General features: G+C 39.6%; 14 protein-coding genes, 1 tRNA gene, 2 rRNA genes, 1 other RNA gene and 1 other annotated feature. Of the genes, 3 read left to right on the top strand and 15 right to left on the bottom strand.

Translation table 11 applies throughout. The annotated features are described in order from the left end of the window. From K1I43_RS15140 to tadA, 8 genes are all read right to left on the bottom strand, one after another. Positions 1–76 (bottom strand): 16S ribosomal RNA (locus K1I43_RS15140); the annotation flags it as partial. Between the two features lie 181 nt (positions 77–257). Further along, complete coding sequence (locus tag K1I43_RS15135) at positions 258–524, bottom strand: pro-sigmaK processing inhibitor BofA family protein (RefSeq protein WP_009360701.1); 267 nt, start codon at positions 522–524, stop codon at positions 258–260. An 86-nt stretch (positions 525–610) separates the two neighbouring features. Next, the gene (locus K1I43_RS15130) at positions 611–832 is read right to left on the bottom strand and encodes a YaaL family protein (RefSeq protein ID WP_009360702.1); all 222 of its coding nucleotides are present in this window, start codon (positions 830–832) and stop codon (positions 611–613) included. Continuing rightward, complete coding sequence (recR, locus tag K1I43_RS15125; protein WP_004888493.1) at positions 832–1428, bottom strand: recombination mediator RecR; 597 nt, start codon at positions 1426–1428, stop codon at positions 832–834. The genes K1I43_RS15130 and recR overlap by 1 nt, the downstream gene beginning before the upstream one ends. Before the next feature lie 9 nt (positions 1429–1437). Continuing rightward, entirely contained in the window at positions 1438–1761 is a 324-nt protein-coding gene (locus K1I43_RS15120) for a YbaB/EbfC family nucleoid-associated protein (protein WP_009360703.1), read from the bottom strand. Between the two features lie 16 nt (positions 1762–1777). Continuing rightward, positions 1778–3457, bottom strand: a complete 1680-nt coding sequence (gene dnaX, locus K1I43_RS15115) for a DNA polymerase III subunit gamma/tau (RefSeq protein ID WP_019417548.1) — start codon at positions 3455–3457, stop codon at positions 1778–1780. Positions 3458–3566: 109 nt separating this feature from the next. Beyond that, positions 3567–3831: signal recognition particle sRNA large type (gene ffs / locus K1I43_RS15110), an RNA gene on the bottom strand. A gap of 89 nt (positions 3832–3920) precedes the next feature. Then, a complete protein-coding gene (gene tadA / locus K1I43_RS15105; RefSeq protein ID WP_026011641.1) occupies positions 3921–4394 on the bottom strand; it encodes a tRNA adenosine(34) deaminase TadA in 474 nt (157 codons plus the stop codon). Between the two features lie 132 nt (positions 4395–4526). Between tadA and K1I43_RS15100 the strand changes: the two genes are divergently transcribed. Together K1I43_RS15100 and K1I43_RS15095 are read left to right on the top strand one after the other, a co-directional pair. Continuing rightward, the gene (locus K1I43_RS15100) at positions 4527–5165 is read left to right on the top strand and encodes a deoxynucleoside kinase (protein WP_009360706.1); all 639 of its coding nucleotides are present in this window, start codon (positions 4527–4529) and stop codon (positions 5163–5165) included. After that, positions 5162–5830, top strand: coding sequence for a deoxynucleoside kinase (locus K1I43_RS15095; RefSeq protein ID WP_009360707.1), 669 nt, complete (start codon positions 5162–5164; stop codon positions 5828–5830). Before K1I43_RS15100 ends, K1I43_RS15095 begins: the two co-directional genes overlap by 4 nt. 132 nt (positions 5831–5962) lie before the next feature. On the opposite strand, the gene K1I43_RS15090 is transcribed toward K1I43_RS15095, so the two are convergent. The 6 genes from K1I43_RS15090 to guaB all read right to left on the bottom strand — a co-directional run bounded on the left by K1I43_RS15090 (position 5963) and on the right by guaB (position 12309). Further along, positions 5963–6055: transfer RNA gene (locus K1I43_RS15090), tRNA-Ser, on the bottom strand. 79 nt (positions 6056–6134) lie between these two features. After that, on the bottom strand, positions 6135–7409 hold the full coding sequence (gene serS / locus K1I43_RS15085; RefSeq protein ID WP_026011640.1) for a serine--tRNA ligase: 1275 nt from the start codon (positions 7407–7409) through the stop codon (positions 6135–6137). Positions 7410–7458: 49 nt separating this feature from the next. Further along, positions 7459–7674, bottom strand: a binding site (T-box leader). A 56-nt stretch (positions 7675–7730) separates the two neighbouring features. Beyond that, positions 7731–8309 carry a pyridoxal 5'-phosphate synthase glutaminase subunit PdxT gene (pdxT, locus tag K1I43_RS15080; RefSeq protein ID WP_019417546.1) on the bottom strand — a complete coding sequence of 193 codons (579 nt, stop codon included), beginning with the start codon at positions 8307–8309 and terminating at the stop codon, positions 7731–7733. An 18-nt stretch (positions 8310–8327) separates the two neighbouring features. Beyond that, entirely contained in the window at positions 8328–9212 is an 885-nt protein-coding gene (gene pdxS, locus K1I43_RS15075) for a pyridoxal 5'-phosphate synthase lyase subunit PdxS (RefSeq protein ID WP_009360710.1), read from the bottom strand. Between the two features lie 212 nt (positions 9213–9424). Continuing rightward, complete coding sequence (locus K1I43_RS15070; protein WP_050982325.1) at positions 9425–10702, bottom strand: D-alanyl-D-alanine carboxypeptidase family protein; 1278 nt, start codon at positions 10700–10702, stop codon at positions 9425–9427. Between the two features lie 140 nt (positions 10703–10842). Next, positions 10843–12309 carry an IMP dehydrogenase gene (gene guaB, locus K1I43_RS15065; protein WP_019417544.1) on the bottom strand — a complete coding sequence of 489 codons (1467 nt, stop codon included), beginning with the start codon at positions 12307–12309 and terminating at the stop codon, positions 10843–10845. A gap of 116 nt (positions 12310–12425) precedes the next feature. On the opposite strand from guaB, the gene K1I43_RS15060 reads away from it, so the two are divergent. Beyond that, positions 12426–13127 (top strand): YaaC family protein, encoded by a 702-nt coding sequence (locus K1I43_RS15060; protein ID WP_009360713.1) that lies wholly within the window; start codon positions 12426–12428, stop codon positions 13125–13127. A gap of 20 nt (positions 13128–13147) precedes the next feature. On the opposite strand, the gene rrf is transcribed toward K1I43_RS15060, so the two are convergent. Beyond that, positions 13148–13236: ribosomal RNA gene (rrf, locus tag K1I43_RS15055) — 5S ribosomal RNA — on the bottom strand; the annotation flags it as partial.

Genomic DNA, 13236 nt, shown 5'->3' with positions numbered 1-13236 from the left:
GAATCGTCCGCTCGACTTGCATGTATTAGGCACGCCGCCAGCGTTCGTCCTGAGCCAGGATCAAACTCTCCATAGAAAAGTTATCCTTAGCTTTTACGCTGCTGTTTTGTTCAGTTTTCAAAGAACAACAAAGACATTTTCTATAATACTAGATCAACAACTCTTTGTCAACATGTTTTTTCATTTTGACAACGACATGTATTAATATATCACGGACATCTATATTCGTCAACAAAAAAATAAACGGATATGTCCGTTCATGAAATGACATATTGTTGAATGAAAATGAGTGCTAAAACACCTGGAATACCTAGAAAACCTGTCACGGTTACTGTAAACAAATTAATAGGCAAATGGATACCTGATACATCTCCGACAACATTAATTAAAAAAATAAATAAAGCTCCGATGACAAGACGAGCAATTCCTTCACCAATTAACCGAGTCAAACGTATCGGAATACCAATAAGCAAAATAATAACAATGAGACTGACGATCGACACAATGACAACTGTTTCATTCATATTTTTCTCTCCCTCAATCTTTTTTATTTTTAATATATGTTCACCTCACTTCTGTATGACAAGCCTATATAAAAAGGGAAGAGGTATCATCCCTTCCCAATCGATACTTTTCGTTTTTTAGCTTCTCGGAGAAGAAATAAATACTTAGCTTCAGCAATTTTTAAATCAAATATGACCTTTTCAGAAGGCTCAACACTTTTTTCTATTAATTGTTTCTTATCCATCCACTCATCCCGATAATGTTGTAATCGTTCAATCAGTTGGTCGTTAAATTGTTTGCGCAGCCACCCTTTTCTTTTCCAAAACACTATAGTTCCCTTCTTCCTTCCAGAGCTTTAGATAATGTCACCTCATCGGCGTATTCTAGATCACCACCAACGGGCAATCCGTGGGCAATGCGCGTAATTTTAACACCTGTTGGCTTTAATAGCCGGGAAATATACATCGCTGTCGCTTCCCCTTCAATATTCGGGTTCGTGGCCAAAATCACTTCTTGAACCGTTTCATCTTGAAGACGTCTAAGCAATTCAGCAATTTTAATATCTTCAGGACCAATTCCTTCCATAGGGGAAATCGCTCCATGTAACACATGATACAACCCATTATATTCTTTCATTTTTTCCATAGCAATCACGTCTTTCGGGTCTTGAACAACACAAATGATCGAGCGATCTCGCTTGTCGTCCTCACAAATATAACAAGGATCTTTATCGGTAATATGGCCACACGATGAACAATACGTTAAATTTCTTTTTGCATTTACAAGCGCTTTTGCAAAATCTAATACTACATCTTCTTTCATATTTAACACAAAAAACGCCAGACGGACGGCCGTCTTCGGCCCGATGCCTGGCAATTTCATGAAGCTGTCGATTAATTTCGATATCGGCTCTGGGTAGTACATAATAGCCTCCTAGAATAATCCTGGTATATTCAATCCTTTTGTAAACTGTCCCATTGTTTGTGCAGTTAACTCATCAACCTTTTTTAACGCATCATTCGTTGCAGCGAGCACTAAATCTTGCAACATATCGATATCTTCTGGATCAACAACCTCCTCTTTAATTTTCACTTCTAAAATTTGTTTATGACCATTGGCAATAACGGTAACCATTCCACCGCCTGCTGTTCCTTCAACTGTTTTTTCTGCTAATTCTGCTTGTGCTTTCTCCATATCTTTTTGCATTTTTTGCATTTGCTTCATCATTTTTTGCATATTTCCCATTCCACGCATCATTTTCATCATTCCTCCATTATTCTTTAATTTCAATTAAGTTTTCACCAAACCACTTTTTCGCTTCTGAAATGAATGGATCTTCTTGTTCATGTTGTTCATCCCCATTTGTTTGTTGGCGAATAAACTGCTCTCGAATTTGAAGCCATTCACTTTCAGGAACAGGAATCGTATCAAGTTTCTTTCCCGTTAACTCAAATAATACGTGCTCTAAATTATCTTTAACATAGTTACTATTATCAGCAACCATCTTACAATGAATTTCATATTTAAATTTTAACACAAAAGCTGCGCCACTTGCTGCTACAGGTTCACTCTCTTGTAATAATGCCGCATGTGACACTTTATTTTGCTTTTTTAACGTCTCAAGCACATGTGGCCAATTTCCTTTAATAAGAGATAAATGCTGATGTGTTGCTTGGCGAAGCACTTCATGAATGCGCCCCACCGGTATTTTATAGTCTGTCCGAATACTTTTCCCTGTTTTTTTCACCGATTCACTTGTTTCTGAAGCAGAGGGCTTTACACCTGTCTCTTGTAGCCTTGCTAATTGTTCTTCTAACTGTTTCACCTTCTCTTCTAAGGCCGGAGAAATCGAAGTTTTGATTACTCGTTCCTCCTCATAACAAAGCTTCACAATCGCAACTTCCATATGCACGCGCGGATGGTTCGTTAGGCGCATATCTTGTTGACTTTTACTTAACAAATCGATCGCTTCATATATAAGCGATGTTGGAATCATGTCAGAAAGCTCACGAAATCGTTCATCAACGAGCACACGATGCGTCACATCCTCTAGTTGAGGTGCCGCTTTATATAAAAGCATATCCCGATAATAGTAAATTAAATCTTCGACAAGACGATTCGGGTCTTTCCCTTGTTCCATTAAATGTTGAAAAAGACGCAACGCCTCAACGGTCTTTTTTTCGTATATCGCGTAAATTAAATCTGCAATTTTTCGTTGTGAAACTGCACCTGTAACCGCTAACACATCTTCCAGTAACACACGATTGTCACTAAAAGAAATGGCTTGATCGAGCAAACTTAACGCATCACGCATCCCACCATCAGCAGCACGTGCAATCGCAAATAGTGCCTCTTCCTCTACGTCTATACCTTCTTCTGCAACAACCGTTTTTAACCGAGAGACAATTGACTTTAACTCAATGCGTCGAAAATCAAATCGTTGACATCGCGAAACGATTGTTAAAGGAATTTTATGTGGTTCTGTTGTCGCTAAAATGAAAATCACATGTTTCGGAGGCTCTTCCAACGTTTTTAATAACGCATTAAACGCCCCGATGGATAACATATGCACTTCATCAATAATATACACTTTATACGGTGCCGACGTTGGGGCAAATTTCACCTTCTCCCGAATGTCGCGAATTTCATCCACTCCGTTATTTGATGCTGCGTCAATCTCTAACACATCAGAAATCGAACCGTTCGTAATGCCTAAACAAGTCGGACATTCGTTGCATGGCTCTGCTGTTGGACGATGCTCGCAGTTTACCGCTTTAGCAAAAATTTTAGCTATACTCGTTTTCCCTGTCCCACGTGGACCTGAAAATAAATATGCATGTGAAATCTTTTGTTGAAGCAGGGCATTTTGCAACGTTTTTGTCACGTGTTCTTGACCGACTACATCCTTAAAACTTTGCGGTCGAAAAACACGATATAAAGCTTTATAACTCACGAAACTGCCCTCCTCTTTGCTCATATCCCATTCATTATATCATTAAAAAACATATGAAAAAAGCACTTGCCTTTTGAGCAAGTGCTTGTGTGCAGAAATATGTAAATTGCCGTGCACCTTCTGTCGACTAGCTGCCATAGACGTTACTAGAGTAGTTAGCTCAGTTCAGGCACCCCTGCGGCACATGGGAGCGTCCGCTTACTGCTGCTTCCTTCCGGACCTGACAGGGTTCACGGATTCCCATTGCGCAGGACCCAAACGTCAACACCACTTACTCTAGGCAGACTCTACAGCAAACTAGCCTAAAGAAGGAATTCAGCCTCGCTAGAGCGGATTGCGAGTACAGGGCACCGCTACCTCCCCGCTTAGCACGGCAATGCGTTATCGCTAACGCAAGTATAAGTATATCTCTTTTTCATATAAATTGCAATGACTACACAATGGAATTTAATTGGAATTCGCTCTATTTTTTTCTTCCTTTTTTTTGTTGACGTAAACGTCGAAAAAATTCGCTCAGCATTCCACCACATTGTTCAGCTAATACTCCGCTAACAACTTCCGCTTGATGATTAAAGCGTGGCTCTTGCAATAAATTCATTAATGTTCCCGCACATCCTCCTTTCGGATCGCTCGCCCCAAACACAACCCGCTTGATGCGGGAAAGAACAATCGCTCCAGCACACATCGCACAAGGTTCTAACGTCACATACAGCGTTGCTTCTTCTAATCGCCACGTACCTAGTTTTCGACACGCTTCATCGATAGCTAAAAGCTCCGCATGTGCAATTGATCGTTGATCTCGTTCACGCAAATTGTGAGCTCGCGCAATCACTTCATCGTTGTATACAACAACTGCACCAATTGGCACTTCTCCGATATTCTCCGCCTTTTTTGCTTCTTCAATAGCTAAATGCATGTAATACTCATCATTTCTCATTTTTGAGACTCCCGTACTTTTATCATCTATAAAGTATATCAAAATAAAAAAGCAACATACAGACTAATCGTTTTATGTTAAAATAAATTTTGTCTGTCTACACAGACGGTTTCACCTGAAGGAGGTTACACAATGTCCCACGTGCCCTTTATTACTGTTGAAGGTCCAATCGGTGTTGGAAAAACATCATTAGCAAAGGTCATTTCAGACTATTTTCAATATGAATTGTTAAAAGAAATTGTTGATGAGAATCCTTTTTTAGGTAAATTTTATGAAAACATCGAAGAGTGGAGCTTCCAAACGGAGATGTTTTTTCTATGCAATCGTTACAAACAGCTAGAAGATGTCGAAAAAAAGTTTTTAAGCAATGGGAAACCGGTTGTAGCTGACTATCATATTTTCAAAAACTTAATCTTTGCTAGACAAACGTTAAAGGGAAAACAATACGAAAAATATGTGCAAATTTATGACATTTTAACAAACGACATGCCAAAACCAAATGTCGTCATTTATTTGCATGCTTCATTACACACGTTGCTCAAACGTATCGCGATGCGAGGTCGTGAATTTGAAAAAAATATTGATCCGAACTATTTGCAACAATTATCACATGCTTACGAACAAGCAATGGAGCAATTTGAACAAGCTCACCCTCACATTCCTGTATTACGGTTTAACGGAGATGAGCTCGATTTCGTTCATCGTGACCAAGACCGATTTTTCATTTTAAACGAACTGCAATCTGTTCTTAAAAGGAGCTTAGAACAATGAATTTACGAGAAAAATATCATATTCCAAGCGATGCTGTTATTACCATTGCCGGAACGGTTGGTGTAGGAAAATCAACGATGACAAAAGCGTTAGCTGATGCACTTCAATTCCGCACCTCTTTTGAAAAGGTAGACACAAACCCTTATTTAGATAAATTTTATGCTGATTTTAAACGTTGGAGTTTCCATCTTCAAATTTATTTTCTTGCAGAACGATTTAAAGAACAAAAACGTATTTTCGAATATGGCGGAGGATTTGTTCAAGATCGATCCATTTACGAGGATACTGGGATTTTTGCAAAAATGCATTTTGAAAAAGGGACGATGTCAAAAGTCGACTATGAAACATATACAAGTTTATTTGAAGCGATGGTCATGACACCTTATTTCCCACACCCTGATTTACTTATTTACTTAGAAGGAAGTTTCGAGGAAATCATTAAACGCATTCGTGAACGCGGTCGCCCAATGGAACAACAAACACCAATTGAATATTGGAAAGAAATGTACGAAAGATATGAAAGATGGATCAACAGTTTTAATGCTTGTCCTGTTTTGCGCATTAACATTAATGAATACGATATTATTCGCGATGCCCAATCGATTGAGCCGATCGTCGCAAAAATTGGTTACATGATTGAACAATATCGCAAATTAAAAAAATAAGGATGCCCTCGCTTCATTTCGGGCATCCTTTCGTTTTGCCTATATAAAACAAAAATTCGTTACATATCGTAACGAATTATTCAATAAACAATCTCCATTTTATGCGCTGTGGTTTTGTGAACATTCGAATGGTGGCGGAGGAGGAGGGATTCGAACCCCCGCGCGCCTTTCGACGCCTCTCGGTTTTCAAGACCGACCCCTTCAGCCAGACTTGGGTACTCCTCCGTATCGACATGTATTAATTTATCATAATCATTATCCTATGTCAACACTTTTTATGAAAAAAGGGGAGGGCATTCTCCCCTTATGCAATGACTTCTTTTCCTCCCATGTATGGGCGAAGCACTTCCGGAATAACGACAGTTCCATCTTCTTGTTGATAATTTTCCAAAATCGCTGCAACTGTTCGTCCAATTGCTAAACCAGATCCATTTAACGTATGCACATGTTCTGGCTTTGCTTTTGGGTCTCGACGGAAACGAATGTTTGCACGGCGAGCTTGGAATGCTTCAAAATTGCTGCAAGAAGAAATTTCTCGATACGTACCATAGCTTGGCAACCATACTTCAATGTCATATTTTTTCGCTGCAGTAAAGCCTAGATCAGCTGTACACATACTCATCACACGATACGGCAAACCTAATAATTGTAAAATACGTTCCGCATCATTTGTTAACTTTTCGAGTTCTTCATAAGAATCTTCCGGTTTTACAAATTTGACAAGCTCTACCTTGTTAAACTGATGCTGACGAATTAATCCGCGCGTATCTCTTCCTGCCGATCCCGCTTCTGAACGGAAACATGCGCTATAAGCAGCATATTTAATTGGCAAATCGTCCGCTGATAAAATTTCATCGCGATGTAAGTTAGTCACAGGAACTTCTGCTGTTGGAATTAAAAAGTAATCTTCACTCTCGATCCGGAACGCATCTTCCTCAAACTTCGGAAGCTGCCCTGTTCCTGTCATGCTTGCTCGATTCACAATGTACGGTGGTAAAACTTCTTCATATCCGTGCTGTTCAACATGTACGTCTAACATAAAGTTAATTAACGCACGTTCCAATCGTGCTCCAAGGCCTTTATAAAACACAAATCGACTTCCTGTTACTTTTGCTGCGCGTTCAAAATCTAAAATTCCAAGCCGATCCGCAATTTCCCAATGTGGTTTCGGTTCAAAAGAAAATGAACGTGGCTCTCCCCATTTACGAATTTCTACATTGTCATCTTCTGATTCGCCAATCGGCACAGAGTCATGCGGAACGTTTGGAATTGACAAAAGCAACGTCTCAAGCTGTTGTTCCACTTCTCGTAATTCATCATCAAGCACTTTAATACGATCGCCAACTTCACGCATTTCAGCAATCAGATGGTCTGCGTCTTTTTTCTCACGCTTTAAGATGGCAATTTGTTGTGACACATCGTTGCGCTTATTTTTCAATTCCTCCGCTTGTGCAATTAATTCACGGCGACGACGATCGAGCTGCTCGAATTGTTCAAAATCCGTTAAGTCCTCGCCACGATGCTGGAGTTTTTGTTTTACTTCCTCAAAATTGGCACGTAAAAATTTTAAGTCTAACATCATCATTCCTCCTTTTTGATTTATGAAATAAAAAACTCCCGTCCCAAAAGAAAGGGACGAGAGTATTCCCGCGTTGCCACCCTAGTTGAAGACGTGTGTCTTCCACTCGAGACATGTAACGGTTCTCACCGGAAATGCCTACTAACTTCACGCGTTCAGCATTTCGCTCCAGGATGGATTCACAAGTCATTCCTGCCGATTCACACCAGCCATCGGCTCTCTGAAAGGAAGAGGGCTTGTTACTAGTTCCTGTCATCGCTTTTTCTTTATATCATTTTCTTGGAAATAATGTACTATAAGTTTAAACAAAATGCAACCTGTTTATTCTTTCGCTTCTTTAACCATGTTTATAAAATATTGTGTCATGCGATGATCGTCCGTTAATTCTGGATGGAACGAACATCCTAAAAATTGTCCTTGTCTTGCCGCGACAATACGGTCCTCATATGTCGCAAGGACATCAACGTCGTCTCCTACGGAAACAATGTGCGGAGCTCGAATAAATACACCAATAAAATCGTCCGCAACGCCTTTAATTGTTAAAGATGCTTCAAAACTTTCGCGTTGGCGTCCGAATGAGTTGCGTTCAACTGTAATATCCATTAAACCAAGGTGTGGTTCATCGTAACCAACAATTTTTTTTGCTAAAATAATCAAGCCTGCACACGTTCCAAACATTGGCTTTCCTTCACGCGCGAATTGCTTCAGCGGTTCCATAAACCCGTATTTGTCCATTAAACGACGCATCGTCGTACTTTCTCCGCCTGGAATAATAAGGCCATCAATATGCGCTAGTTGCTCCACCTTTTTAATAACTACCGCTTCGGCACCACACGCTTCAATTGAACGTACGTGTTCACGTACGGCTCCTTGCAATCCGAGTACCCCTATTTTCGTCATGTTCATTGCTCCTTTATATTACCATCCACGTTCTTGCATCCGTTGTTCAGGAAGCAACGAAGAAATATCAATCCCTTTCATCGCTCCACCTAGTCCTTTTGATAAATGAGCAATTAATTCATAATCTTCGAAATGAGTTGTCGCTTCAACGATGGCACGCGCATATTTTTCAGGGTTTTCTGATTTAAAAATACCTGAACCGACAAATACACCGTCAGCACCTAAATGCATCATTAACGCGGCATCTGCTGGTGTTGCGACACCACCTGCTGCAAAGTTAACGACAGGAAGACGGCCAAGACGTTTAATTTCTAACAGCACTTCAAATGGTGCGCCTAAGTTTTTTGCCTCTGTCATTAACTCATCTTCGCTCATGCTAACAACTTTACGCACTTGAGCATTTACTTTTCGCATATGGCGAACAGCTTCGACAATATTTCCTGTTCCCGGTTCACCTTTTGTGCGAAGCATAGATGCCCCTTCAGCAATGCGACGAGCCGCTTCACCTAAATCACGACAACCGCATACGAACGGTACAGTAAATTGACGTTTATCAATATGAAATTCTTCATCTGCCGGCGTCAACACTTCGCTCTCGTCGATGTAATCTACACCAAGCGCCTCTAATACACGCGCTTCAACATAATGACCGATACGCGCCTTCGCCATGACTGGAATCGATACTGCTTTCATCACTTCTTCAATTACAGTCGGGTCAGCCATGCGTGCAACGCCACCTGCTGCACGAATATCCGCTGGAACACGCTCAAGAGCCATAACAGCTACTGCACCTGCTGCTTCAGCAATTTTCGCTTGTTCTGCGTTCACGACGTCCATAATGACGCCACCTTTTTGCATTTCCGCCATTCCGCGTTTTACACGTTCTGTACCTGTAACCGCCACCGTTCATTCCTCCCATTATGTATATCGTTATTGTGATATTGTACTGAAAAATCAACCCAGCGACAACTATTCATCACTGCAGTACACTATCCATATTCTAGCATACGTTTTTATTAGGTAAAAGTATAGAAACACTAACTACATTTTTTTATTTTAACTCAATTTTTTTAAAAATCACAATAAAAATTTTAAAGCCCTCTAAAAAGAGAGCTTTAAAATAATCCTTTAATCGCATGTGAAGCACCATTCCAAATATCACTGAATAATTCACCAATCGCCCGCATCGCCAAAACGAAACCATTTGCTTTTTCTACAGCCCGCTTTGTTACGATCTCTACCTTTTCTCTTTCTTTTGTTAAGTAACCATAATCTGTTCCTTCATATTTCACGTACATATATCCTACTTTTTGTCCTTTTTTCACAGGAGCTGTTAACGTTTCTTTTTCAATGACGACAACAGGCTTATATTTTTTTTCTTCCCCTCGCTTAATGACAAGCGACAATGGTTGTTTTGTTGCAATCGCAACTTCTTCTTCTTTTCCTTTCTTTACTGCTACTGTTTTATGTTTTTTTATAATATAACCTTTTGGATACAATTGTTGCACCGTATAGTTGCTAAATGCGTAATCCAACATTTTTCTCGTCTGTTCAAAGCGCGACAAATGCGTACCTTTTCCATTCGTTTTCGCATTCATCACAACGGTAATAAAGCGCATGCCATTTCGCTCTGCTGTACCTGTAAAGCAATATCCTGCAAATTCTGTATATCCCGTTTTAATCCCATCGACACCTTCGTATGCTGCAACAAGTCCCGGAAGCATCCAGTTCCAGTTATCCATTTTAATTTGATCATCTGTTCCTTCCCGGAAATACTTACGAGGAATACTTGCTGTTTCTAAAATTTCTGGGAACTCATGATATAAATGATATGCTAATGTCGCTACAGCACGAGCAGACATCACATTTTCTTCGTTATCTCCGCTACCTGCAGGGTGCAATCCTCCTAAATCTTTGTTATTTAACCCTGTTGCATTGACAAACTTGTAATCTTTTAATCCCAACTCTTTCGCTTTTTCATTCATCATTTTAACGAAATTTGTTTCCGAACCACCAACAATTTCTGCAATAGCAACTGTCGCCCCGTTTGCTGAGTAAATCGCCATCGCTTCATACAGTTCACGCACTGTATATTTCCCATCTTTTCTCAACGGAACATTCGATAAATCGCGCTTTTGGGAAATTTGATATACATACTCACTTACTGCATATTCTTGATCCCATTTTACGCGCCCTTCATGAATAGCCTCTAGCAACAAGTATTCCGTCATCATTTTTGTCATACTAGCAATTCCTAAAACCGCATCAATGTTTTTTTGATATAAAATCTTCCCCGTCTCCGCTTCAACAAGAATAGCGGCATCTGCTTCAATATTTAGTACGTCTTCTTCCGCTTTTATATTTTGCGGTAAAGTCACCATAAATAAGAACATTGCTGCAATGGAAATGATGAAGCTCTTGTACCATGTTTTCACGCTCAAACCCTCCAACTCTGTTTTACATAACCGTTATTTTAACATACTCTTGTAAAAAAAAATAGACAGAGGAATCTTCCACCTCTGTCTAGTTGTTATTACATGAATGAGTAGTTTGGAGCTTCTTTCGTAATTTGAACATCGTGAGGGTGACTTTCTCTTAATCCTGCTCCAGTCATGCGCACAAATTGCGTTTTTTCTCGCAATTCTTCTAAGTTTTTCGTGCCACAGTAACCCATTCCTGCACGCAATCCCCCAACAAGTTGATAAATCGTATCGGCAAGCGGTCCTTTATAAGGTACTCGTCCTTCAATACCTTCTGGAACAAATTTTTTATTATCTTCTTGGAAGTAACGATCTTTACTTCCTCTCTCCATCGCTCCCACTGAGCCCATCCCGCGATATACTTTAAATCGTCTACCTTGGTAAATTTCCGTTTCTCCAGGGCTTTCAGACACTCCTGCAAGCAAGCTGCCAAGCATAACAGCATGTCCACCAGCTGCTAAAGCTTTTACAATATCACCAGAATATTTAATTCCTCCATCAGCAATAATAGCTACACCGTATTTTCGCGCTTCTGTTGCACAGTCATAAATCGCTGTAATTTGTGGTACGCCGACACCTGCGACAACCCGTGTCGTACAGATGGATCCCGGACCAATGCCAACTTTAATAATGTTCGCTCCTGCTTCAATTAAGTCGCGCGTCGCCTCTGCTGTCGCGACATTTCCTGCGATAATATTTAAAGTTGGATATGTGTCGCGAATTTTCCGTACCGTCTCAAGTACACCTTTAGAATGACCATGCGCTGTATCAACTACAATAACATCGACATTTGCTTCCACAAGTTTTTTCACACGCAACATCGTATCTGCAGTAACTCCAACAGCCGCTCCAACAAGAAGACGTCCTTTTGCGTCTTTTGCTGCGTTTGGAAATTCAATCACTTTTTCAATATCTTTAATAGTAATAAGTCCCTTTAACACACCTTGATCATCAACGAGAGGGAGTTTTTCAATTTTGTACTTTTGTAAAATTTTTTCCGCTTCTTCTAATGTTGTTCCAACAGGGGCAGTAATTAAGTTTTCTTTTGTCATCACATCAGAAATTTTCATTGAGTAATCTTGAATAAAGCGTAAATCGCGATTCGTAATAATTCCAACAAGCTTTTGTTCTTCCGCATTGTTGACGATCGGAACACCTGAAATCCGATATTTACTCATTAAATGTTCCGCATCATATACTTGATGTTCAGGAGTTAAAAAGAAAGGATCCGTAATTACACCGCTTTCAGAACGTTTTACTTTATCGACTTGTTCCGCCTGTTGTTCAATTGACATGTTTTTATGAATAATTCCTAATCCTCCTTGGCGTGCCATTGCAATCGCCATTTCCGCTTCGGTTACCGTATCCATTCCTGCACTAATAATCGGGATATTCAATTTTAACGTTTTACTTAGTTCAACTGTTAAATCGACATCACGAGGCAACACTTCTGACTTAGCTGGGATTAAAAGGACGTCATCAAATGTCAATCCTTCTTTCGCAAATTTTGTTTCCCACATTGTTTTTCCCCCTCACTTTGGAAATATTAATTAGTAGAGTATCAACTTCGCTTTTTTCTGTCAAGAAAACACGAAAATGTTAGATAATTCGATCAATTATATAAGGAGAATATACGATGTGGGAAGTATTTTACTCATCTAATTTTGTGCATCAATTTTTAATTGAACGCTACAAGCAAGAAGGACGAGAAGACGCTGAAAAGAAAAGTTACGACAATTGTTATCCATTTATGTACTACTTACAACATGGGAAAAAGTTTTATGATACGGCTCATGAAGCGCCTTTGGCCATCAAACCTGTTTTATTATTTTATGGAAATGTACAACTTCTTAAAGCGTGCTTATTAACAATTCACCCTGATTATCCAGAATCATCATCGGTTTTAGCACATGGAGTATCAACGAGAAAAAGAAAAAAACAAAACTACGATTTTTTTAAAGACGAAGTAAAAATTCAAAAGCACGGGTTGTTTACTTATTTTTCTGAAAAAATGTTTCATGTGAAACACGCATACGGGGAAAAGTTTTGTATGAGGCAATTACTACAACAAATTGAAGAACTAAATCCCTTATTTAATCTATATTTTAAACAACAAAATGAACGAAGCAAACAAATTCACGAAATCGTTGCTCACTATTTATTGCTTTATAACTTAAGTATGATTTGTCGCTATGAAACGGAATGGTGGTATGATCTCCTCCATAGTTATTCAAATGATGCATACCCTTTTATTGTACAGTTTTTAGACGTAACGGAACGAAAAGTACCGAGATATTTATATCATTATTTACTACATAACAAAAAAGACCAAGACTAAATCGTCTTGGTCTTCTCTTTGCCCGGCAACGTCCTACTCTCGCAGGCGGTGTCCCGCCAACTACCATCGGCGCTGGAGAGCTTAACTTCCGTGTTCGGGATGGGAACGG

This window comes from Anoxybacillus sp. ST70 (genome assembly GCF_019553625.1).
Lineage (GTDB): Bacteria > Bacillota > Bacilli > Bacillales > Anoxybacillaceae > Anoxybacillus > Anoxybacillus gonensis.
Note: the sequence above shows the minus strand (reverse complement) of the source record. Positions and strands in the feature narration are given on the sequence as shown.